Source organism: Seonamhaeicola algicola, assembly GCF_007997385.1.
Taxonomy (GTDB): Bacteria; Bacteroidota; Bacteroidia; order Flavobacteriales; family Flavobacteriaceae; genus Seonamhaeicola; species Seonamhaeicola algicola.
The window spans coordinates 62,495-85,267 of record NZ_VOSC01000005.1; the positions used below are offsets into that span (position 1 = coordinate 62,495).

Annotated in this window: 21 protein-coding genes; 11 read left to right on the plus strand and 10 right to left on the minus strand. The window is 30.8% G+C overall.

Annotated features, from left to right (window positions below):
* The 4 genes from FUA26_RS00305 to FUA26_RS00320 all read left to right on the plus strand — a co-directional run bounded on the left by FUA26_RS00305 (position 1) and on the right by FUA26_RS00320 (position 4,921).
* Positions 1–318 carry an Hpt domain-containing protein gene (locus tag FUA26_RS00305; protein ID WP_147130336.1) on the plus strand — a complete coding sequence of 106 codons (318 nt, stop codon included), beginning with the start codon at positions 1–3 and terminating at the stop codon, positions 316–318.
* A gap of 129 nt (positions 319–447) precedes the next feature.
* The gene (locus FUA26_RS00310) at positions 448–1,389 is read left to right on the plus strand and encodes a UDP-glucuronic acid decarboxylase family protein (protein WP_147130338.1); all 942 of its coding nucleotides are present in this window, start codon (positions 448–450) and stop codon (positions 1,387–1,389) included.
* Positions 1,390–1,514: 125 nt separating this feature from the next.
* Positions 1,515–2,237, plus strand: coding sequence for a LytR/AlgR family response regulator transcription factor (locus FUA26_RS00315; protein WP_147130340.1), 723 nt, complete (start codon positions 1,515–1,517; stop codon positions 2,235–2,237).
* 107 nt (positions 2,238–2,344) lie between these two features.
* Positions 2,345–4,921, plus strand: coding sequence for a T9SS type A sorting domain-containing protein (locus FUA26_RS00320; protein WP_147130342.1), 2,577 nt, complete (start codon positions 2,345–2,347; stop codon positions 4,919–4,921).
* A 60-nt stretch (positions 4,922–4,981) separates the two neighbouring features.
* Here the strand turns inward: FUA26_RS00320 and FUA26_RS00325 are convergent, their stop codons facing one another.
* Entirely contained in the window at positions 4,982–5,353 is a 372-nt protein-coding gene (locus FUA26_RS00325; protein WP_147130344.1) for a nuclear transport factor 2-like protein, read from the minus strand.
* 177 nt (positions 5,354–5,530) lie between these two features.
* On the minus strand, positions 5,531–7,600 hold the full coding sequence (locus FUA26_RS00330) for a tetratricopeptide repeat protein (RefSeq protein WP_147130346.1): 2,070 nt from the start codon (positions 7,598–7,600) through the stop codon (positions 5,531–5,533).
* Between the two features lie 159 nt (positions 7,601–7,759).
* On the opposite strand from FUA26_RS00330, the gene FUA26_RS00335 reads away from it, so the two are divergent.
* The 3 genes from FUA26_RS00335 to FUA26_RS00345 all read left to right on the plus strand — a co-directional run bounded on the left by FUA26_RS00335 (position 7,760) and on the right by FUA26_RS00345 (position 10,623).
* Complete coding sequence (locus FUA26_RS00335; RefSeq protein ID WP_147130347.1) at positions 7,760–8,035, plus strand: STAS domain-containing protein; 276 nt, start codon at positions 7,760–7,762, stop codon at positions 8,033–8,035.
* Between the two features lie 15 nt (positions 8,036–8,050).
* A complete protein-coding gene (locus tag FUA26_RS00340; RefSeq protein ID WP_147130349.1) occupies positions 8,051–9,307 on the plus strand; it encodes an oligosaccharide flippase family protein in 1,257 nt (418 codons plus the stop codon).
* A 98-nt stretch (positions 9,308–9,405) separates the two neighbouring features.
* On the plus strand, positions 9,406–10,623 hold the full coding sequence (locus tag FUA26_RS00345; protein ID WP_147130351.1) for a glycosyltransferase: 1,218 nt from the start codon (positions 9,406–9,408) through the stop codon (positions 10,621–10,623).
* On the opposite strand, the gene FUA26_RS00350 is transcribed toward FUA26_RS00345, so the two are convergent.
* From FUA26_RS00350 to FUA26_RS00360, 3 genes are read right to left on the minus strand one after another with little or no spacing between them, the layout of a single operon-like run.
* Positions 10,613–12,148, minus strand: a complete 1,536-nt coding sequence (locus tag FUA26_RS00350) for a glycoside hydrolase family 2 TIM barrel-domain containing protein (RefSeq protein WP_147130353.1) — start codon at positions 12,146–12,148, stop codon at positions 10,613–10,615. The genes FUA26_RS00345 and FUA26_RS00350 overlap by 11 nt on opposite strands.
* Positions 12,138–13,373, minus strand: coding sequence for a hypothetical protein (locus FUA26_RS00355; protein WP_147130355.1), 1,236 nt, complete (start codon positions 13,371–13,373; stop codon positions 12,138–12,140). The genes FUA26_RS00350 and FUA26_RS00355 overlap by 11 nt, the downstream gene beginning before the upstream one ends.
* A gap of 1 nt (position 13,374) precedes the next feature.
* On the minus strand, positions 13,375–16,467 hold the full coding sequence (locus FUA26_RS00360) for a hypothetical protein (protein WP_147130357.1): 3,093 nt from the start codon (positions 16,465–16,467) through the stop codon (positions 13,375–13,377).
* A gap of 131 nt (positions 16,468–16,598) precedes the next feature.
* On the opposite strand from FUA26_RS00360, the gene FUA26_RS00365 reads away from it, so the two are divergent.
* From FUA26_RS00365 to FUA26_RS00380, 4 genes are all read left to right on the plus strand, one after another.
* On the plus strand, positions 16,599–17,789 hold the full coding sequence (locus tag FUA26_RS00365; RefSeq protein WP_147130359.1) for a response regulator: 1,191 nt from the start codon (positions 16,599–16,601) through the stop codon (positions 17,787–17,789).
* A gap of 14 nt (positions 17,790–17,803) precedes the next feature.
* Entirely contained in the window at positions 17,804–18,295 is a 492-nt protein-coding gene (locus tag FUA26_RS00370; protein WP_147130361.1) for a glycosyltransferase, read from the plus strand.
* Between the two features lie 264 nt (positions 18,296–18,559).
* Positions 18,560–18,955, plus strand: coding sequence for a hypothetical protein (locus FUA26_RS00375; protein ID WP_147130363.1), 396 nt, complete (start codon positions 18,560–18,562; stop codon positions 18,953–18,955).
* A 212-nt stretch (positions 18,956–19,167) separates the two neighbouring features.
* Positions 19,168–19,545 carry an Hsp20/alpha crystallin family protein gene (locus tag FUA26_RS00380; protein WP_147130365.1) on the plus strand — a complete coding sequence of 126 codons (378 nt, stop codon included), beginning with the start codon at positions 19,168–19,170 and terminating at the stop codon, positions 19,543–19,545.
* Positions 19,546–19,548: 3 nt separating this feature from the next.
* On the opposite strand, the gene moaA is transcribed toward FUA26_RS00380, so the two are convergent.
* Genes moaA through mobA form a run of 5 tightly spaced genes read right to left on the minus strand, consistent with a single transcriptional unit; the run spans position 19,549 to position 22,773 of the window.
* The gene (gene moaA, locus FUA26_RS00385) at positions 19,549–20,556 is read right to left on the minus strand and encodes a GTP 3',8-cyclase MoaA (RefSeq protein WP_147130367.1); all 1,008 of its coding nucleotides are present in this window, start codon (positions 20,554–20,556) and stop codon (positions 19,549–19,551) included.
* A 40-nt stretch (positions 20,557–20,596) separates the two neighbouring features.
* Positions 20,597–21,508, minus strand: coding sequence for a bifunctional molybdenum cofactor biosynthesis protein MoaC/MoaB (gene moaCB, locus FUA26_RS00390; protein WP_147130369.1), 912 nt, complete (start codon positions 21,506–21,508; stop codon positions 20,597–20,599).
* A 3-nt stretch (positions 21,509–21,511) separates the two neighbouring features.
* On the minus strand, positions 21,512–21,955 hold the full coding sequence (locus tag FUA26_RS00395) for a molybdenum cofactor biosynthesis protein MoaE (protein WP_186826828.1): 444 nt from the start codon (positions 21,953–21,955) through the stop codon (positions 21,512–21,514).
* Between the two features lie 22 nt (positions 21,956–21,977).
* A complete protein-coding gene (locus FUA26_RS00400) occupies positions 21,978–22,211 on the minus strand; it encodes a MoaD/ThiS family protein (protein ID WP_147130371.1) in 234 nt (77 codons plus the stop codon).
* Positions 22,195–22,773, minus strand: a complete 579-nt coding sequence (mobA, locus tag FUA26_RS00405; protein ID WP_147130372.1) for a molybdenum cofactor guanylyltransferase — start codon at positions 22,771–22,773, stop codon at positions 22,195–22,197. The genes FUA26_RS00400 and mobA overlap by 17 nt, the downstream gene beginning before the upstream one ends.

A 22,773-nucleotide genomic window follows, 5' to 3' on the forward strand; every position in this document is an offset into this window, starting at 1 on the left:
ATGGAGCAACCAAACTTATCATACATTAATACATTATCAGGAGGTGATAAAGCTTTTGAAACCAAACTTATAGGTATAATAAAGCAAGAATATCCTGAAGAGCGCGATGTTTATTTTAAAAATTTCAAGGCAAAAAATTACAAATTAGCAGCTGAAAATGTTCATAAATTAAAACACAAAATAAATATTTTGGGCTTAAATGAAAGCTATAAAGTGGCTGAAAAATATGAACATAATTTAATTGATAATATTACCGAGGGGAAAGACGATTTTGCCAATATTCTGCAAGCAATCACTAACTTTCTTAATGGTTTGTAATATAATTAACGCTAAACATTTTCTACAAATTATAATACCCTAATAATTTTCATTTATATTTAATTATAATATTTTTACAAACAAACAATATTTTTGTCTTGTTTGGCATAATATTAATTTAATTAGATAATGATTAGAAAAAAAATTCTAGTTACAGGCGGTGCAGGTTTTGTAGGTTCTCATTTATGTGAACGTTTATTAAATGAAAATAATGAAGTATACTGTTTAGATAACTTTTTTACCGGGCAAAAACAAAATATAGTCCATTTGCTAAATAACCCTTATTTTGAGCTTATTAGGCATGATATTACAAGTCCATTTTTTATAGAAACCGATGAAATTTATAATCTGGCGTGTCCAGCATCACCAATACATTATCAATACAACCCAATAAAAACAATGAAAACCTCGGTTATGGGGTCTATAAATATGCTAGGGTTAGCTAAACGTGTTAAAGCCAAAATATTACAAGCATCTACAAGTGAAGTGTATGGCAACCCTTTGCAGCACCCGCAAACTGAATCGTATTGGGGTAATGTAAATCCAATAGGCGAGCGTTCATGCTATGATGAAGGTAAAAGAGCCGCAGAAACGTTGTTTGTAGATTATCATAAATCTAATAATGTAGATGTTAAAATAGTACGTATTTTTAATACTTATGGCCCTAAAATGCATCCTAATGATGGTAGAGTAGTATCAAACTTTATTGTACAAGCCTTAAAAAATGAAGATATTACAGTGTACGGTGAAGGCAAACAAACCCGAAGTTTTCAGTATGTTGATGATTTGGTTGAAGGTATGATTTCCATGATGAACAATACACCTAATAATTTTATAGGGCCAGTTAATATTGGTAATCCGGGAGAGTTTACTATTTTAGAATTAGCAAAAAAAGTAATAGAATTAACAAATTCTAATTCTAAAATAATATATAAACCAATGCCTTCTGATGATCCTTTAATGCGTAAGCCAGATATTACACTTGCCAAAAAACAATTAAACTGGCAACCTAAAGTAGCATTAGAAACAGGACTTTTAAAAACAATAGATTATTTTAAAACAATTATTTAAAAGAAAAAACGTGTTAAAACTTGTATAAAATTCGTATTTTTAGTTAGATTTATATCGCACGCTAATCTCTAAAGTTATTTATAGCTAATTAAACATCAGTTTACCAAACATGTAGTGTATTTATTATGAATTGTATTATTATAGATGATGAACAAACCGCAAGAGCTATAATTGCGCAACTATGTACAAATTTCTCAAGTTTAAATGTTGTTGAAGAATTTCCAAACGCTATTCAGGCTATTAAATATTTAAATCAGAACACTGTAGATTTAATATTTTTAGATATACACATGCCCGATTTTACAGGATTTGATTTTATTCAAACCCTAAAAAACCCACCAAATATCATTTTAACAACCAGTGATCCTAAATTTGCTATTGAAGCTTTTGAATATAACTGCATTGTAGATTATTTAGTGAAACCAGTTGAAATACAAAGGTTTAACAAAGCTGTTTTAAAAGCACAAGCAAGACAAAAACAAGTTGATAAGCAAGATAAGTTAATATCAGAAACAGAAAAAGAAGAGCGTATTTCAGAAAAAGATTTATATGTAAATATTGATAGACGCCTAATAAAAATTGATATGCCTAGTATTTATTTAATTGAAGCAAAAGGTGACTACATAAATATTAAAACTGAAAATAAAAACTACACAGTACATTCTACACTTAAAAAAATAGAAGAAAAATTACCAACAGATACCTTTTTAAAGGTACACCGCTCGTACGTAATTAATGTAAAAAAAATTATAGATATTGAAGATAATAGTGTGCTAATTAAAAAAGATGTAATACCCGTAAGCAGGTCAAATAGGCCAGAACTAATGAAGCGTTTAAACCTATTATAGCTTTATCTTTAAAACACATTCATTCGTCTACACTTATCTTTCATTTACCGAAGTTAATCTAAAAAAAATTAAGTTTAAACTAATTTTATGACACCAAATCGAGTGTCATGAAAAGAATTCTACTTTTATTATTAATTTATTCAACAAGTTTTTATGCTCAAAATGAGCCTTTTAACTGCGATTACAATGCGTATTTATTCCAATACAATGATGTTTATGCTATAGACTTAGCATCGGGTAATGCCTACCAAGTTGCAGCCGATGTTACACCAGGTAATATAAATGCAGCCGCTTATAACCCTAAAGATGGTTATATATGGGGCTCATTAAGTTCGCCTTCAAAAACTATAGTTCGCATAGGTAAAAATTTTCAAACTACAACATATTACATAGATGAGCTTTCATCAGGAGGTAGATATATTGGCGATGTTAGTGCCACTGGTATTTATTATTTAAAAGGAGGCGGAACAACTTACTATGCAGTAGATTTAGATCCGGAATCTGCAAACTTTGGTAAGCATCATCAAACACTAACCATGTCTCAAAATTTAAATATACATGATTGGGCTTTTAATGCTGTAGATGGCTTTTTATACACCGTTGAAAAAGGCACAAATATTTTATATAGAGTTAATGCCGAAACAGGTAATGTTATTAGTTTAGGAGAAGTGCCTATTCTAGCCGGATTAAATTACACATACGGAGCCGTATACTTTGATGCTTCTGGGCGTTTTTATGTATCAGCCAACCAAACAGGCACTATTTATGTTATACAAAGTGTTCAAGATTTAACAGGTAGCAATGCTATAAATTCTAATTTGTTTGCTTTTGGTCCTGCAAGTTCTCAAAATGACGGAGCAAGATGTCCAACAGCACCAGTACCACAAGAAGATTGTATAAATGGTATTGATGATGACGGTGATGGTTTAGTAGATTGTGATGACCCTTCATGTTCAGGAACATTTACGTGTCCAATTATAACAGTATCTGCTTCTAGTGCCAATACCGGTGGTTTAGAAAGTAACAATAGATTATCTGAAAAAATAAGCAAAAGAAACTTTAACAGAGTTAAAAACAGTTATAAGTTTGATGTAAATACGGCAAAAAAAGTTAAAAAAAGTTCTAAATACGGAAAAAAAACAAGTAAAAATACAGGTGCTATTCAGTTAGAAGATTTAGTTCCTTTAGGAGTTGTTAGCGAGGATAGTGCAATAGAATCATCACCAAATGATTTAATTGGTATTACAAATGCAACCAATGTATATTCAGTAGATTACATAAAAAACAATGTTACTGCAGCTTCAATATTACTTTTAGAAACTCAAAACGGTGTTTATGAACATACTAAAGTAATTTGTGATAGATTATTGGGGGCTGAAATAATTTCTGTATCTACAATTGAAATTAGAGAACAGGCATTTATAAAAACATTGTTTAAAAATGTTGATGGAGGTGTTGAGTTTGTTTTAAGCTTAGCGGCCAAAAACGTAAATAATGGTAACGATTTTGAAATTGAAAGCCATTGGAATATAGATAAATACCAAAGTGGTGCCTCATTTTATAATTTTCAAATTTGGGCAAATTCATTAGATGATTTATATAGGTTAGGTGATGAAGTTTTAAATCTTTTAGAAGTACAAAAACCAATAGTTGGATACAACAACTCTACACCACCAACCGTGTTTATTAAAAAAGGAAAGTACCATAACGGTAAATTAGATTTGCAAATAGTAAACACAAACAGAACGCAAGCTGTAACTTTTGATGCAGGTGTTAGAGCTTCAGAAACTGAAACAGTAAATTACATTTCATCAAACATTGATTTATCTAGCGGAAGTTATATTTCTAATGTTGAAGTTGATGCGGGTACTTTATTTGATGTAGGTTTTAGAATTGGCGATGGCGTTGCAACACCAGATGATTTATTTCTTTCTGATGGTTCTTGGGGTTATGATGATGCTGATGCAACTGTTACCAATTATGCTGTAGAACCAAATACATTATCTTTTGATGATAACCAATTTGCTGTAGAGAGAAATTTATCTCTAGAGGCAACCACTAATAATTATGTAGCTGCTTACAGATCATTAACAGCTAAATTTAGTCCAGTAAATTTAACAGCTTTTGATACTTTTAATTTTGAAGCTAAAGGTACTGGTAATATGGTTGTAAGACTTGTTAAAGAAGATATTAGCAATTGGGAAGAGCAATACAAAGTAACCATACCATTAACAAACACATTAACCAATTATAGTGTACCATTTAATACCTTTTTATCGTCAACAGGAGCAGAGTTTGAAGCTAATGATGTGGTATCCATTGTATTTACAATGTTAGCTTATGGTGCAGAAGAAACTAAAAAAATGGATTTAAAACAGTTACATTTTTCTAAAAGTAGTTTGTCGGATAGTCAAATTTCTGAAGAAGAAGGTGTTGTAACTACAGCAGTACCAAATCCAATGTTTAATACAACAAATATAACATTTACAGCAAATGCCACAGAGCTAATAACATTAGATGTTTTTAACCAAGACGGACGTTTAGTTAAACAACTAGAGCACAACGCTACTTACGGAAATAACCAAATTAAATTAGACCGAGGAAACTTAAGCTCTGGGCTGTATTTCTGTAAAATTAACAGTAAAGCAACCAATTATAAAACAGTGAAATTAATAATAGAATAAATTAATAGCAACAGTTTATTTTTTAGAAACAAAGGCAAAACTAACTAGTTTTGCCTTTTTTTATAGTTTGTTTACAAGAGCTCGTGCTGCTACAGTATCATAAATTATTTTTAAGGTTTTTATTTTATTTTCAGCATTAAGTTCAATAATATCAACAACATCAAAAGTTACAATTTCATTGTTTTTTAGTGTCCATACGTAATTAAAATAGATAGCAAATTCATTTGTGTTGGTATTTTGAAAAACGCCTTTCAATTTTAATTTTGAATTTGATGTGTCATTTTTTAATTCATTATAAAATACTTCAGCTTTTTTAATACCGTAAATAGGTGAATCTACAATACCATTTGGGGTAAATAATTTTATAATACTGTCAACGTCACCATGCTCTAAATAGGCAATGTACTTTTCAGAAATCTCGTTTGCAGTCATAATTTTATGCTTTTAAAAGAGAACAAAACTAATAATTTGCAATTATAAATTGTGGTAATACTATTTAAGATTATTGCTAAACAGGCATGCCTTTGTTTCGTTATTAAAATGCATAAAAAACCTGCTAGTAGATTTAGCAGGTTAAAATGGGTGTGAAATTTTAAAGCTTTTTTGGTATTATTCTTCGTTCTTTTTAAAAATTGGTTTTTCTAAAAAATACCATTTAAAGCGCAAACCAATTTCATTAAACGTAAAACCAGCAGCAGTTGCAGAGGCTATATTACTACGCGTACCAAATAAATTAAGTTGACATCGTTCTGAGAATTTATAGCCTAATTTAGCTTGAACTCTGTAAGTACTTTGTTTTGGGTCTTTTTCAATAAATTGAATACCTGTTGCTGCAGTAAGTTCATAAAACCATTCTTTAGCTTTTGCAATACCATCTGTTTTAATAAGATTTACAAAAATTTCGGCAGCATTAAACATTTCAGGACTAAAATATATAGTTGGTACTTGGTTTTTAAAGGTTATGTATTGGTAGTTTAATCCGGCCTTCAAAGAAGGTTTGCTTAAAATGTTGTAATACAATGAGGTGAATAATAGGTTTCTTGCATTATCATCATTTTGCCACGTGTAAAAATACTGTGTAAACCAACCAATATTAACGTTTGTACTTAAGCTGTAATTGGCGTAAATATTGTTCATCACTATTTGGCGGTCTAATAATTCGGCATTAAAACTTTGTATTTCACGCTTGTAGCCAACATCTAAAACTTGCAATTTCATGGGTTTAATATGCAATGAAACATCGGTTTCTAATTGTGTGTAAGCTTTATCATTAGCATTAGCAGCTGTAACACCCACAGTGCCGTTAAATGTAATATTAGGTAATAGTTGATAGCCTAAGCCAAAAGTAAAAGTATTTGAGTTTGCTTCATTATCAGTAACTTTATTACTGGTTGTTCTGTAACCGTACGCAGCTTTTAACTTAAATTTGGTAGACATAGGAAACTCAATGCTGGTATTTACAGCATAGGCTTTGTTGTTACCATTATCAAAAGAGTAGGAGGCTTTTGTTTCCCAAAAAGGTGTGAAATTTTTGTCTAAATTCTTAATAAAGTTTGAGGCATCTTTTTGTTTTTCATAAAACGTTAAAGTGTTATTTGCCCATTGGTAAGCATCTTGGTAACGACCAGTTGCTTTTAAAGCGTTTGCTTTACCTAAGTTGCCATCAAATGAGCTGCTATCTATTTCTAAAATACGGTTATAGTCTGCAATACTGTTTTTAAATTCACTTTTGTAAATATTTAAAGTAGCGCTTAGTGATAAAACCCAAGTCTGATTTGGCTTTTCTGTTTTAAGTTGATTTATTAAAGTATTAGCTTCTTTAAATTTTTTATTCCAAATTAAAGCCTGTATATAGCGTTCTTTTGTTTGGTTAACTATAAGCGTGTCTTTTACATTTGGTATGTCGTTAAAAGCTAATTTGCTTGTTTTTAAAGCATCTTTTTCTTTACCTTTTAAATGTTTTACAAGTGCAATGCCATTAAGTGCAGTGGTTTCACTTTTGGGCAATGTTTTAATTATTTGGTAGGTAGCTTCGGCTTCATCAAATTTTCCAGCAATAATGTATAGGTTGGCAAGGTTTAATAAAGTAGACTTATCATTATTAAAAAGCTCTAAATTCTTTTTAAGCAAGGTTTCAGCTTCATTATATTGTTGTGCTTGTTGTTTTTGGTAAGCATAGCCCAAATAAATGTATTTTTTTGAAACCATAGCATTAGGGTTGCCAGGTGAAACTTCTAGAGCGTTGTTTACTTGTATAAGAGCTTGGTCATAAATTTTTAGGTTAGAAAGTGTGTTTGCGTACCCTAATAATGCCGCAAAACTTTTGTTGTTTTCTTTTAAAAGCTTTTCATAGTATACTTTGGCATCAGCAAAATTTGAACCCCATAATAACGATTCGGCATAGTTTAATTTTACTTCAAAATCATTAGGATACACATCAAGTAATTCTGTGAATATAGTTACAGCTTTTGGGGCGTTTCCAGCTAACCCAACAGCTCTTCCGTAACAAAGTTTTGCAGTTTTATTCTTTGGGTATTCTTTTAAAATGTTGTTGAAAAAAACTTCGGCTTCGGGGTATTTACCAGTTTCTAATAATGTAAAGCCTTCTTGCATGTTTTGTGAAAAGCAAAAGGAATTAATTAATAAAAAAACTAATAAATATAGGTGTTTTTTAAGCATGATTTTGGGGTTGGTTTTATATAACTGCAAGTTAGGCATTACTTTTCAATCATTCATCTACAGCAAATTGCCACTCACCGAAATAAAAGGTTTATTCACTGCAAGTTGGCTGATATTTGTGTTAAACAGATGAAATAATAACCCCAAATATTATGAATTATGGCTCTTAAAATTAAAGAAAATAATGGAATTTATTTTGCAGAAGGTACTATTAATGCATCAACGTCATTCAACTTATTAACTCATTTAAATCATTTAATTAATAGCGAAAAAAGTTTAACGCTAAATTTAGATTTAGTAAAAAACATTGATAATAATGGCGTGTTTGCTATTTACAAAGCATATAAAAATGCTTTAATAAAAAATGTGAATTTCAAACTCACCGGAAAAAAAAGTAACGCTATTTTAAAGCAGTTTAACATTAATAAAGCATAATTTAAAAGTGTAGTTATGCAAATTTTAGCAGTTTTAAAATCTAGAAAAATAACACCAGAGCAAATATTTATGCTTAGTGTTTTACTTGTAAATGGCGGTAATTACCTGTATAATTTAATACTAGGGCGCATATTGGGGCCCGCACAATTTGCTGATGCCGCTGTGTTAATTACATTTTTATTGGTACTATCATTTGCAGCTATGACGTTTCAGTTAGTAACTGCAAAATTTTCAGTATTATTTGAAAATGATGTTCTTGGTAATTTTGTAACTAAAATTTATAAACAAGCTTTATTAGTAGGTGTGTTAATGGGTATTGCTATTGTGGTGTTTTCTAAACAGCTGCAAATAGTATTTAATACATCGTCATCAAATATGTTTGTAATTTTTGGTGTAGGTGTGCCTTTGTATTTTTTAATGAGCGTAAACCGTGGTGTTTACCAAGGTAAAAAAGCGTTTAAAAATTTATCAATAACCTATCAACTAGAAATGTTGAGTAGGTTACTTATTACTTTAGGTATTATATTTTTGCTTAACATACAATCTTCAGTAGTTATTGCTATTGGTATATTATTGTCTTTTGCCTTTGGTTTAATACCATTTAAATTCAGTTTATTAAACTTTAAAGGACATATTTCGCTTTCAGAAACACAAACAAAAAACATACGTAACTTTTTTGTAATTACTGCATTTTATGAGTTAACCCAAATTATAATTAACAATAGTGATATATTATTGGTTAAACATTATTTTGAATCATACGAAGCCGGATTATACGCATCATTAGCATTAATTGGGCGTATAGTTTATTTTATAGCGTGGATGTTTGTAATGCTACTGTTACCAACTGTTGTTCAACAGAAAAAAGACGGATTAGATACAGCACCAACATTGTTTAAATACGTAGGCTATATTGCAGCTATTTCTACAACCATAGTTTTGGTTTGCTCAATAATGCCACAAACTATAATAACTATACTATTTGGTAAAAGTTATATAGCAATGGCACCTTTGTTATGGAAATACGCCATTGCAACATCAATGTTTGCCATTTCTAACATATTTGCATATTACTATCTGTCTTTAGATAAATATATACCAGTTGTAATTTCAGGCATATTTGGTGTGCTTCAAATAGCTTTAGTTGTTTTTTATCATGAAAGTTTAGCACAAGTTGTTCACGTTCAAATAATCGCAATGTTTTTGTTATTATGCATTCAACTGGTGTTTTTTAAACTAAGCCATAATAAAAAAGCGGTTAGTCTAAAGTAAATTACCACTGGTCTACACTAAAAGCTGCTTAGTCTATATCTGCCAAAATATTAAATAAATAAGCCCCAATTTTACAATAAATAAAACCACTATTAATTATGAAATTAGCAATTGTAACAGCGTATCCGCCAAGTAAAGTAACGTTAAATGAGTATGCTTACCATTTGGTTAAACACTTTGCACAAAAAGAGGATATAAGCGAAATAGTTTTGTTAACAGATAAAACTGAAGGAGAAAAAGATATCAATTTTGATAAAAATGGCTGCAAAATTACAATTAATGAATGTTGGGCTTTTAACAACTATAAAAATATTTTAAGTGTTAACAAAGCATTAAAACAAGAAAAACCAGATGCTGTATTGTTCAACTTACAATTTATGAAGTTTGGTGATAAAAAAGTAGCAGCAGCTTTAGGTTTAATGTTGCCACTAGTTTGTAAACTTAAAAAAATACCAAACATAGTGTTATTACATAATATACTTGAAGAAGTAGATTTAGGTAGCGCAGGTTTTACAAGTAATAAGTTAATGCAGAAAATTTATGGTTTTATTGGAAGCACATTAACACGTTTAATTTTACAAGCCGATACCGTTGCCGTAACAATGCAAAAATATGTAGATATTTTACAAGCTAAATACAAAGCAAATAATGTAAAATTAATACCTCACGGAACTTTTGAAATTCCAGAAGAACCAAATTATGCAATACCTGATGGCCCTAAACAAATTATGACATTTGGTAAGTTTGGTACCTACAAAAAAGTTGAAGGCATGATTGAAGCTGTTGAAAAAGTTCGTGCCAAAACAGGATTAAATTTAGAAGTTGTAATAGCAGGAACCGATAACCCAAATGTACCAGGATACTTAGCCGGTGTTAAAGAAACTTACAAAAATGTACCTAAACTACGTTTTACCGGTTATGTTGAAGAAGAAGAAGTACCCGTACTATTTAATGAAAGTACTGTTGTTGTATTTCCATATACATCAACCACAGGAAGTTCTGGTGTATTACACCAAGCCGGAAGCTATGGTAAAGCCGTTGTAATGCCAGATTTAGGTGATTTAGCTCTATTAGTGCAAGATGAAGGTTACAGAGGCGAATTTTTTAACCCAACAAGCGTTGAAAGTTTAGCGCTTGCTATTGAAAGAATTGTAACAGATGAAGACTATAGGGTAACCTTAGGTAAAGCTAATTACAAAGCGGCAACCTCACACCCAATGTCTCAAATTACCGAAATGTATTTAAACACATTTAAAAGTATTATAGCCCGCAAATCTCCAGATAAAATTATAAAAGGAAAAGAAGTTATTGTTTAGTTAATTGTTGAAAAGATGGTTTTAGGTTTCCATCTTTATCAATGCAACCAAAGTGCTCTTGCACTTTTTTACGCCAAGGAAGTCTGCCCACGACTTCCTTTGGTATTTTATTAAAGTCGTAAAGTGTCCAGAACATAAACTGTATATTTTCTTCTTTAAAAATACGTTGGGTTTTTTTATGAAAGTCAGCTTGGTCTTCTTTGTTATTTCCAAACGGATTCCATAAACCTTTATATGATGATATACCATATTCTTGCAAGACTAAAGGTTTGTTGTTAATGTTTTTAGCTAATGTGTTATGTGCTACTAAAAAATCATCAATATTGCGGTAGTAGTGGTATGATACAAAATCTACATTATTAAGCAAGTTTGTTGCTGCTTCAGGGGCAGACCAACCTATGGTTACAGGGTGGTTTGTATCCCATTTTTTTATGTTAATAAGCATTTGTTCTAACCAAGCTAAAACACGCTGTCTTCCTCTAGAATCAAAATCTAAATCAGGTTCATTTTTAATATCCCAACCTAATAAAGCCGGATGGTTTTTAACCGCATTTACAATAGCTTCTGCATGCCTGTGTGTTAAAGTCCAGTTTGATACATCATAATCACCATAAAAATCAAATAAAGTAATTAAAACATCAATGTTATTATTTTGTGCTATATCTAATAACTTTTTTAGAAGTTCTAATTTTTTGGCTTCAACATTATTTTTACCAAAATCTTCATATTGAATAAAAATTCTAATAGTATTTAAGCCCATTTTGTTAACTATTTTAAAATCGGCATTAATAATACTGTCATTAAATTTTTTACCAAACGTATCCCAAGGCGAATCTTTTGGATAATAATTTAAGCCTTTAATATTTCGTGTTTTTGCTAATTTGTTTGCTATATTTCTGGGTTTTGTTTGTGTGGTATCATTAGGAGTTGGTATTTCTTTTAAATGCCTAATACGCCAAAAGCCGTCTTCTAACAGCATCATTACTTGGTAGCTTGTAGTATCTTTTTCGGTTAAAACCAATGTTTCGTTTTCATAAACTTCTTGGTATTCTTCAACTCCAAAATCTTTAAAAACAACCATGGTACCATCGGCACTGTAAAAATCTAAATCGGTGTGGTGTTTTAATGTGGTTCTTTTAAACCAATTGTTATTGGCTTTATTTAAGTGAATGTTTTCAAAAATTCTAACTCTGGCGCTATCGGTGTAAAAATCATTAATTCCGTAAGGATCATTTTTTTTGTAAGCAATATTTCTAACATGCCATGCATTCATGTAATCATTCGTAATTTCACCTAAGGCTTGTTTTTCCATGGGTCTACCTGGGTTTATAGTATCAATCCAGGTTAGGCTAGGTTTATAAACATCGGCCATGGGCACTTCTAAGTGTAGCATAGATGTACGATCTGCGCCGGTATTCATAAAGGCTAAAACAGAACCAATACCCGCAATAATAAGGGCGTTTACAGCAACAAATGTTGCTATTAAAACGGTTCTATAAAGTGTTTTATTTAATTTAATTGCCATATAAATCTTTAGTGTATTCTTTAGTAATACCAGCCGCTTTTATTTTAAAATTATAAGTGTCATTTGGTAAATAATGTGTTTCTAAATATATGCTGCTAACACCGTTTTTGGTGGTTGTATTTTTTGTTTCAATAAAATTACCTTTTTTATCATAAATATCAATTTTAACTAAAATACCATCGGGTACTAACTGTTTCATAAAACTTTTAAAAGGACCAATAACTAGTTTTCTGTTGTTTTCATAAAATTGAATAGGATAATCTTTTATAGCTGCTTCAAAATTAAAATTAATAGTGTTGCTTTCGGCAGCACCTGTTATAAAGGCTTTAATAGTCCATTTTGCTGCATAATCAGGGTGCAGTGTTCTAGTTTCGGCTATACCACTAATAGTAGTACCAACAGTATTTAAGTAAGCACCTTTTTCGTCTTTAATTATAAAATTAACCAAGGTGCCATCACTAACTGTATTACCATATTTATCTTTAATAATGTTGGATTTAAAGGTTATAATTTGATTACCATCGGCATAATTATGAGCACTTGATGCTGTAATTTTAAAGTCTTCAGCGTTTGAAGGGAACACTATGGTAGTTAATTCTTTTGATGTTGTACCGTTACTTTCTGAAGTTACTAAAATTCTGCCCGCTTTTGTGGTAGACCTTACATTGTACCATGCAATAAAATTATTGGTATTAAGCGAGGTTTCGTTTATGTTTTTTTGAAATTGATACTTTACGGTTACCTGTGTGCTATCATCAACAGGATTATCATAAATATCGGTAGGTACAACCGTAAGCATGGAGTAGTCGTTATAACCAGCGGTTATACTTCTTGGTCCAAAATAAGTTTCTACATGTGTTTTGTTTTTAGTATTGGTTTCAATATATAATTTACCTTTTAAAAGGGGTATGTTTTGGTGTAATAATTTCCAATGTAAGTTGCCTGCTAATCGGCAGTAATTTTTAGGAATATTAAAAGAAGCTAAAGCTGTATTTGTAGTGTCTTTTTTTATAATAACGCTGCCAAAGGCATTTTTAAGCAGAAGCTTTAATGGGGCGTTATTATTTGATGTTTTAAATTTTAAATTAATAGGGCTTCCTGCAATAAAATTAGTTTGTGTTGTTTGTAATGAAACCTTAGGGTTTTGCACGTTTTTACTAGGTTGTTCTTTTTTTGAAGTACAACCAATGCATATAAATAGTGCTAATATTAAACCTAATTTCATATTATTTGGGGTTACCAATGTAACTGTTAATTTCAAATTTTATAAATGCATAACCATTGCCTTTATATGGTTGTATTTGGTTTGGCCCATGGTTATAAATTCTATTGGGTAACACTTTTTCGGCCACTGCTTTATTGGGTAAGCCGTTAACATAACAGTTTTCTAAACTACTATTAATTATGGTTAAACTATCTAAACTTACAGGTTTATAATTAAAAAATTGCTTGCGTTGAATACGCACACCTTCCGGAATAAACTTGTGGTCTACCCAAAGTAATTCGGCATCTTCATTGTAATAAGATACAATTAACTGCGGAATGGTAACTTCTTGCACGCCATGGTTAAATAAAACGCCATTAATACCTTGGTTTGTAAATTCTAAACTTTGTAGGGCAACTTGCTTGTATAAATCGGTATTGGCTGTATTTCCGGCAGATTGTAGGTTGAATTTTGTGGGTTGTTCTTCAAAATTTAATGGTGTAAACTCATCAGGATTAAACGTTGGCGGAATGGTGTCTTTTGTTGATGACCACGCTATACCTTCAAAATTAATTTTAAAAGTTGTAGTTTCTTTGGGCATTAATTTATGTTTAATATGGTGTTTAGCGTTATAGTTAGCCAATTCTTTATTATTATCATTGTACAAAGTGGCTTTTATAACAACATCGGCCGGTGAGTTATCTACGTTTTGTAGCTCGCCAATAATACTATATTGCCCTTTATTTTTAACCAATTTAGCCGAAAGAATTTCTAAAACAGGTTGTTTTAATACGTCTTCGTGATAGGTTTCTTGCGTGGTTATTTTACGCCTTCCGTGGTTATAAAAAGTAGTTGTGTTTTGCGTGAATAATTGATCGGGCGGTATATCATTATCAAATTTTGAAGGTTTAATATACCATTTACCTTTTTGTTTAATAAGTTCATGGTAATTGGTGTGTTGCACTTTTTCTAAAGGTGTTATCCAGTTTGTTGCCACTTTTGCCTTGGCGCTATTTTTAGTAACATCAAACACTTCAATACCTAAAGAATCCATTTTTGCATACGAACTTAAAATACCATCGGTAACTGATACTTCAAGCATATATTGTGCAATAGTTACATTGCTATCAGGATCTAAATAAGAATGTGCGCGGTTAAACTCTTTAAAATCTAAGGCATCATAATAAGCGGTTAATACATTTTTTGGAGATAGCTGCGTTGTGTTTTTCACATAAAATAAATAAATACCATAACCAATACAAGCTAGTACAATTACCGCCCAAAAATGTGAGAATATTAAAAGTTTAGATGGGAATTTTTTATACTGAAGTTCAAAAGATTTAAACGGCGATTTTTCAACTTTTTTAGATTTTAACAGTCGTATCCAAATCATTTGAATATTAATAAAGAAAGCTATTAATACAGTAGTAATAGGGATAATGCCCCACATAATTTTCATTACCGTTGGTACATCTTGTTTCGGCATTATTTGTGGAATTGGCGCAACATTAAGTTTTTCCCAAACCATAATACCATTTTCTAGCTGTTGTAACCGTTGCCAACCGCAGTAATATAAAATAGGATCATAAAACTTATCATTTGAAAAAATGTATTTTAAATTATATTTTTCGGGAACAGTTAAAAATTGTTGTAAAGAGCCTATGCCTTCAACACCTCTAAATTTTGAGTTTTCAATGCGTTCAATGGCACGTGTGGTAAGCTCAGGTAAACGTCTTGCAGAATGGTAATTTCCATCTACAGTCATAGCATTGGTTTGGGCAGATAACCATGCCATTTGATCGCCAAATCCTAAAGGTAAATAACGCCAAGAGTCGTGTGAATCGGCGCCTAAAAAGTTAACAATAGGTAGCATATTAATTTGTGCCGGTTGCGATGGCCTAAAATAGCTCAACGTCATGGTGAATATTACCATAAAAAGCATACCACCTGCAATTAAACCACCCAATACTCTGTGATACACTTCGCCAAACTTTTTTTGCACCAAGGTTTTTAAATCGCCTTCAACCATACGATAACCAAATTCTGCAAAAATTGGTAAAGCCATAATAGTTGCCCAAAGCGTGAACCTATCTAAAGTTAAAATATTAAAAGCAGTTTCACCTAAAAGCATTAAAGGCACAGGAGTGGTTCCGCCAGTACCTAAAATGGTTAACATAGTGAAAGATAAACCAAAAAAAAGGTAGCGTTTGCTATAATATCTATAAAAAAAGTAGGGTAGAATAAACAGTAAAACTCCCCATGGAATTAAAAAAAACACTAAACCTGAAGAGGTTACTTCTAAAAAATTGTCTCTAGAGCCATGCGGTATAGGTACTTGGGTAATAGGGTTGCGTTTTGAGTTATACCAATACGGAAAAATGCAAAATACAATTAAAAACAAACCGCTACCACCAAAAGTAGCAATACGCCAAAAGTGTTTAAGTGTAGTACGCCAAAATACTTTAAAAGTAAGTTCTTTATATGAGTTTACTTGTTCTCTTGATGCATCCATTACTACCATGCCTATAAGCGGTGCTAAAAAGAAAACCATACCAAAAATAGGTGTAACATGGTGGCAGGTAACAGTAACAGCCAGCATTGAAACCGATGTTAAAAAGTATTTTAATTTACCTGTTTTTATATACAAGTAAATTTCTACCATAGAGTGCATTAATACAGATAGGGCAACAATGCTGGGTAATTGACCAAAAATATGGAGGGTTTCAACAAAAGTAGATGAAAACACAGCTAAAACAGAGCCGTAACCAGCAATTCTTCGGCTACCTGTCATTAATAATGTATAACGGTAAGCGCCAGTTATAAAAAGTACAATACCAATTAATGCTACGGTATACATACCAAATTTAAGGCCACCAATGTATGATAATAATGCAATAGATTGGTGTACTAAAGGCGGGTACGATTGTACTGTAAAACCAGTGTACCAGCGGTATTCCCAAGGGTCAAACCAACTATCGGCGTAGCTATCAGCAAAAAATAAATGTATTAAAGCATCGTACGTATATTCTAAAGTAAAAAAGATTGCCGACCCATGAAACGCAATACCTACAATTAAAGCAAGAATTAAAAGTGTATTGGTTTTTTCGGTTTTCAATAGTAGTATAATTTTATTTATCTATACAAATCGGTCATTCGTCTAAGCTAATCCTAGACTTTAGCTAAATTAAAATTTTTCTGAGACTTCGCATAGTATTTTTACACTGTAAACAACAAAACTCCCAAGTCATGAAAATTTTAGCAATTGATGATCAGCAGCTAGTGCTCCTACCACTAGAAAAAAGATTAAAAGAATTAGGTTATGATGTAAAAATAGAAACCGATGCCAAAAAAGGCCTTTCTACTTTTGATGCTTTTAACCCTAATTTAGTTATTGTTGATATAAATATGCCTTATGTTTCTGGTTTAGAAATTGTAAAATACATAAGAAGCTCAAAAAATCCTGATACACAAATTATGGTTTTATCAGGAAATACACAAGATAATATTATAACTGAAGGTTTTGATTTAGGTATAAGTGATTATATGAAAAAGCCTTTAAGTTTAAATGAAATTACAGCAAGAATAAAACGTTTAATTGGCCAGCCAAATATTGCGGTAGCTAACAATTCGTCATCAAATGCTGTTATACAACAACGTTGTGTTGGGGTAGTTATACCGTGTTATAATGAAGAAGAACGTTTATTAAGTAAAGAATTTACAGATTACATACAAAAACACACGGGGTATCATTTATGTTTTGTTAATGATGGAAGTAAAGATGGTACGTTAGAAGTTTTAAATAATTTGCGTAAAGGTCGTGAAGATTTTATAACAGTGTACGATTGTGAGAAAAATGGAGGTAAAGCCGAAGCTGTAAGACTTGGCATGTTACACATGGCTAAAAAAGAAGATTTAGATTACATAGGTTTTCTTGACGCCGATTTGTCTACAGATTTATCAGATTTTGATGATTTAGTAACAACTATTGAAAATTCAAACTTCAAAATAGTTAGTGGCTCTAGAATTAGCAGAATGGGTGCAAATATTACCAAAGAATCTGCTAGAAAAATTATAAGTATGACTATTAACTATATAATTAGAAAAATTTTAGGTATGAATTTTAAAGACACGCAATGTGGCGCCAAAATTTTTAGTAAAGATGTTATACAAATAGCATTCAGAGAAAAGTTTGTTACGCAGTGGATTTTTGATGTAGAAATATTTAAAAGAATGGCAGGCTATTTTGGTACTGAAAAAGCAAAAAGCCTAATATGTGAACAACCATTAAAACGTTGGATACATGCTGATGGATCAAAGTTATCAATGAAAGATTCTATAAAAATTGTAATGCAGTTAGGGCAAATAGCTTGGGTGTACCGTAAAAAGAACTTAAAAAAATATAAAAGTCAGCAAGTTGAGTATACGTTACACTCTTAATTTAAAAAGAGGAAATGAAATTAGGTTTAATAATTATTTTTAATAACAACGAAACCAGCTTAAATAGTACATTTTTTAATGAGTTACTACACATAGCAAATAATTTTGAGTTATGCCTAGTAAATAATGGAAGTAATGATGCAACCTTAGAGAAACTTCTAGATTTAAAAGATTTATTTGAGTCTCAAATAACCGTTGTAGATATAAAGAAAAAGCAAGCTTTAGAAGCTGCAAATAAAGCAGGAGCAAGGTATTTATTAAACAAAGGTTCTTTAAAACACATAGGTTATATAAATGTGAATGATTTAAGTAATATTCAGCATTTAAATAAAATATTAGCTGCATTTAACAAAAGTAAACAACAAGTTATAATGCATAATTTAAGTGTGTTAAAAAGCAATCAAAATACTAGAGTAACAGTAAAAAATATTTTTTCAATATTAAAGTATTTTAGTGTATTAAAATTAAAAGTTAAAGATTATAGTTTGAATGAATTAGTGAATTAAAAATATGGTGTTTTTTGTTTATTGGTAAGTTGATTTTTTAAATCAATTACAACCACTGAGGCCTTACAGTAATGTGAGGCCTCTTTTTTTATGCAAGAAACTGTATTTGATAGTATTCAAATAATCGATAAAATACAGGCTTAAATGCTTTGTTTATAATTTTATACAACTCATCTACACATAAGCTTCATTCGCCTAAAAATAGTAATGCTGCCTCTTGTTGTGGTGTATATTTGTGGTATAACCCCTAAATATTAAAATGCTATGAAAAAGAACTTTGCAACAGATACAGCGGATATTAAAATGTCAGTAGGAATTAAAGAATATTTAGAGAATTTAGAATTTGATTTTGTTGATAATAATTTATTAGAAAACATAAAAAACTTCTTTAAAGATAAACATGCTAAAAAAAATGCATTACGAGAAAAACAAGTTACTTTTTTAAATGAAGATAATGGCATAAGTCATGCAGATGAAGTATCATTTATTTTAAATCACGGTATTGAAATTAAACAAGCAACTAATGTGAAAGATTTACCAGTATTGAAAAGCTTAAGAAAAATTTCATTTCATGGCGTAACATATTTTTTAAGAATTAAAGATTACGAAAAAGAACAAGCGGTTTATAACCATATCATTGAGAATTATATGGTAGTATAGCAGCCTAATTAATAGCGTTTTATTTTGCTGTCCGTTCATTGTTTTAACAAGTGTTGAAACATTGGGCGGATAGTTTTTTTATAATATGCCCTAAAGTAATTGTGTTTTTTGTTTTTTTATGCTATATTTAGCATTGACCTTCAGCTAGATAGATGTTCTTTCTATTCTATTTTCTTAGTACGCATAATATAACCTAATAATTCCTAACAATTATGTCACCTGCATCTAGTTTAACTATTCAAAAACCGCAAAAGAGAAAAAGTTCAATTACCACTAACAACACAAAACCACAAACTAAAAATCCATTAAACGTATTAGAAACAGATTTTGGTTTTCAATACAAACTTAAAATACCTGGATATATTAAAGATGATTTTAGGTTTTATGTTACAAAAAACGATTTGGTAGTAACCACGCAAAAAGAGGCATTAAAAACAGCGCATACTACTAATAAGCATACATATTGCTACCCGTCTGCTTTGTTTAAAATGAATATACCTTTACCTAAAAAGGCTATTAAAAATGAAATATCTGTAGATTATAAAAATGAAACATTAAGTTTTAATTTGTATAAGAAATCAGGTTCATAAACACTATCCGCCAATAGTAATCATACTTCGGTTTTTACCGTGTAATTGCGGTTCTTGTAGTTTTTTAAGGGTATCCATTCCGCCACGAACTTTAAGTTTTGCAAGAACCGCTTTTTTTATAATAGGCTCAATAGCATTACCACTACGTAACGTTGTAAGTAAATTAGATTCTTTTGCCGAAAACAAACAGTTTTTTAATTGCCCATTGGCAGTTAAGCGCAGCCTGTTACAACTATCGCAAAACGGATTGGTTACAGAGCTTATAATAGCAAAACTACCTTTATAATTGTTAATTTTATAATTTTTAGCAGTGTCATTAGCGGCATCTTCAAGTTTTGTAATAGTGTTTTTATTAAATGTTTCGTTTACCTTTTGCATAACTTCAGCATATGATACCATTTTACTTAAATCCCATTTATTACCATCAAAAGGCATAAACTCTATAAACCTAATAGAAATAGGAAGTTTTTTAGTGAGTTCAATAAAATCAATAATTTCATTATCATTGAAACCTTTAATTAAAACGGCATTTACTTTAACTTTAAATCCTTCTTTAACTAAAAGATGAATGTTTTTAAAAACTTTATTAAATTGATTTCTAAGGGTTATATGGTTAAATTTTTCTTTGTTTAAAGAATCTAAACTTACATTAATTTTATTGATGTTATTAGCTTTTAAAACATCAATAAACTTATCAATAATTACAGCGTTTGAGGTGATGGATAGTTCTACTGGTAACGATGCTAGTTTTTCTAAAATTATAGGAATATCTTTTCTAACAAAAGGTTCGCCACCTGTTAATCTAATTTTTGTAACACCATTATTAACAAAGGTTTTTGCTATTTCAAAAACTTCTTCATAGGTCATTAAATGGCTTTTAGGAGATAATTGCACACCTTCAGCAGGCATACAATATGTGCAGCGTAAATTACATCTTTCAGTTAAAGAAATACGCAAATAGGTGTGTTCTCTACCAAAAGAATCTTGTAATATTTTGGAATTTTTCGTCATATTATATTTTCAATAAACTATCATCAACTAATGGCTAAAATCAATCATGTCTGGCGCCTTTCAATATTCTAAAAACGTGTAATACTGAAGGGAAAATAGCATCCATTGATTCTTTGGCACCATTTGTAGAACCTGGTAAAGCTAAAACTAAGGTATTGTTAATTGTACCAGCAATACTGCGTGATAACATTGCAAAAGGCATACGTTGTTGGCCATAGTTTCTAATGGCTTCTTCAATACCAGGAATTCTTCTATCTAAAAGTGGTAATAAGGCTTCGGGTGTTATGTCTCTAACCGAAAGTCCTGTGCCACCTGTATAAATAACCATATCTATACCCTGGTTTTTATAAGTTTTAACTTTGTTTTGTATAGCTTCAATCTCATCAGGAATTATAGTGTATTCTAAAATTGAAACGTTACATGATTTTAGTTTTTCAATTATAGCTTTTCCTGCTTTATCTTCTTTATTTCCAGCCGAAATACTATCACTACAAACAACAACTGCAGCGGTTAAATCATTTCTAAAAGTATCTTTAAAATCAGATTTTCCGCCTTTCTTTTTAAGAAGTTTAATGGCATGTATTTCAATGCCTTTATCAATAGGTTTAAGCATATCGTACATGTTTAAAGCAACCACACTGGCACCATGCATGGCTTCAACTTCAACGCCTGTTTTATAAATAGTTTTAACGGTAAAAAGCACAGTTATTTCTAGTTCGTTAATTTCATATTCAACGCCTGTAAATTCAATGGGTAAGGGATGACAATCTGGTAAAATATCTGGTGTGCGCTTTACACCTAATAACCCAGCGGCTTTACTCATGGCAAATACGTTGCCTTTGGGTACAGTGTTGTTTTTAATAGCTTCAATTGTTTCAGGTTTACTTACAACAACTTTGGCTTGTGCTATTGCAGTTCTTAATGTTGTATTTTTAAATGTAATGTCAACCATAACTTAATTATTTACTTTCCATTGATGTGTTTCATCTTCAAAAATTTCTTTTCCAAAAACAGGAACTTCGGCTTTAATGGCCTCAACTATGTATTCTAAGGCTTTAAAAACCACTTTGCGCCTAGGTGATGATACAAAAACAAATAAGCAAATTTCTCCAGCTTTAACAGTACCTAAACTATGATAAATGTGCATGCATGTTAAATCAAATTTTTTAAAAGCTGCTTCTCTAATATCATGAAATTTTTGGTTGGCCATGTCTTCATACGCCGTATATTGTATAGCGGCTACTGTTTTACCATCAATAACATCGGCGCGTACCTGACCCAAAAATATGTTATGAGCCCCAATACTAGTTTTTGTTTGATGTTTGTATATTGAATTGCCTATGAAATTGGAAGAAATAGCACCTTCCATGAATACGTTTTTAATTTTTTTATTGTTCATTTTAATGTGTTATATATTTTATTTATCCGCCAGAAAAAGGTGGTAATAATGCTATTTCTGAGCCATTTAACTTAGTGTCTAAACTAACTAGCTCTTTATTTTGAGCTATTTTGAAATCTTTGTTTTTTAATTGGCTGTACTTGTTGTTAAGTGTTTCTAATAAATCAGAGATTTGCTCACCATTAACATTTACAAGCTCTTCGTTTGTGTTGGTAGCATCAACTATTTGTCCGAAATATTTAACTTTTATATTCATTTTCAATAGTTTTTAGTTCTTCTTTTGTATTCACATTCATAGTTGTTTTATGGTTGGTGTTTAATACGATGGTTTTAGTATTACACATTTTTAACACATGCCTTAACCGTCTTTCATCATTTTTTAAAGCTTTAAGGAAAATAGGCGCACATTGTTTTTTGTAAAGTGCAATTAAAGGCATGGTTTTACCGTTGCTTTCAATTAGAATAACATCAGAATCATCAATACTCTCAATTAATTTGTGTAAAATTTCGGTTTTTATCAACGGTATATCACAACTAAGAATTAGGTTGTTTTTAGTTTCAGACGCATGTAAACCCGAGTAAATACCGGCAACAGGACCTTGGTTTTTATAAATATCTTTAACTAATTGGTAACCAAAAACGTTATAATCTTCATTGTCTGTAACAATTAAAATTTTTGAAACTAAAGGTTTTAATGCTTCAATACTATATTGAACAAATTGTTTGTTGTTTAATTTTACAAAACCTTTGTCTGTGCCCATTCTAGAGCTTTTTCCTCCAGCTAAAATTATACCTGTTATGTTATTTTGTTGTTTCAT

Excerpts from the sequence above, each read along its gene's own strand:
- FUA26_RS00365 (WP_147130359.1), top strand. The coding sequence starts at position 16,599 with ATGAAAATTTTAGCAATTGATGATCAGCAGCTAGTGCTCCTACCACTA.
- FUA26_RS00335 (WP_147130347.1), top strand. The coding sequence starts at position 7,760 with ATGGCTCTTAAAATTAAAGAAAATAATGGAATTTATTTTGCAGAAGGT.
- mobA (WP_147130372.1), bottom strand. The coding sequence starts at position 22,773 with ATGAAACAACAAAATAACATAACAGGTATAATTTTAGCTGGAGGAAAA.
- FUA26_RS00380 (WP_147130365.1), top strand. The coding sequence starts at position 19,168 with ATGTCACCTGCATCTAGTTTAACTATTCAAAAACCGCAAAAGAGAAAA.
- FUA26_RS00355 (WP_147130355.1), bottom strand. The coding sequence starts at position 13,373 with ATGAAATTAGGTTTAATATTAGCACTATTTATATGCATTGGTTGTACT.
- FUA26_RS00325 (WP_147130344.1), bottom strand. The coding sequence starts at position 5,353 with ATGACTGCAAACGAGATTTCTGAAAAGTACATTGCCTATTTAGAGCAT.
- FUA26_RS00305 (WP_147130336.1), top strand. The coding sequence starts at position 1 with ATGGAGCAACCAAACTTATCATACATTAATACATTATCAGGAGGTGAT.
- FUA26_RS00330 (WP_147130346.1), bottom strand. The coding sequence starts at position 7,600 with ATGCTTAAAAAACACCTATATTTATTAGTTTTTTTATTAATTAATTCC.
- FUA26_RS00370 (WP_147130361.1), top strand. The coding sequence starts at position 17,804 with ATGAAATTAGGTTTAATAATTATTTTTAATAACAACGAAACCAGCTTA.
- FUA26_RS00320 (WP_147130342.1), top strand. The coding sequence starts at position 2,345 with ATGAAAAGAATTCTACTTTTATTATTAATTTATTCAACAAGTTTTTAT.
- FUA26_RS00315 (WP_147130340.1), top strand. The coding sequence starts at position 1,515 with ATGAATTGTATTATTATAGATGATGAACAAACCGCAAGAGCTATAATT.
- FUA26_RS00345 (WP_147130351.1), top strand. The coding sequence starts at position 9,406 with ATGAAATTAGCAATTGTAACAGCGTATCCGCCAAGTAAAGTAACGTTA.
- FUA26_RS00375 (WP_147130363.1), top strand. The coding sequence starts at position 18,560 with ATGAAAAAGAACTTTGCAACAGATACAGCGGATATTAAAATGTCAGTA.
- FUA26_RS00400 (WP_147130371.1), bottom strand. The coding sequence starts at position 22,211 with ATGAATATAAAAGTTAAATATTTCGGACAAATAGTTGATGCTACCAAC.
- FUA26_RS00310 (WP_147130338.1), top strand. The coding sequence starts at position 448 with ATGATTAGAAAAAAAATTCTAGTTACAGGCGGTGCAGGTTTTGTAGGT.
- FUA26_RS00340 (WP_147130349.1), top strand. The coding sequence starts at position 8,051 with ATGCAAATTTTAGCAGTTTTAAAATCTAGAAAAATAACACCAGAGCAA.
- FUA26_RS00395 (WP_186826828.1), bottom strand. The coding sequence starts at position 21,955 with ATGAACAATAAAAAAATTAAAAACGTATTCATGGAAGGTGCTATTTCT.
- FUA26_RS00350 (WP_147130353.1), bottom strand. The coding sequence starts at position 12,148 with ATGGCAATTAAATTAAATAAAACACTTTATAGAACCGTTTTAATAGCA.
- moaCB (WP_147130369.1), bottom strand. The coding sequence starts at position 21,508 with ATGGTTGACATTACATTTAAAAATACAACATTAAGAACTGCAATAGCA.
- moaA (WP_147130367.1), bottom strand. The coding sequence starts at position 20,556 with ATGACGAAAAATTCCAAAATATTACAAGATTCTTTTGGTAGAGAACAC.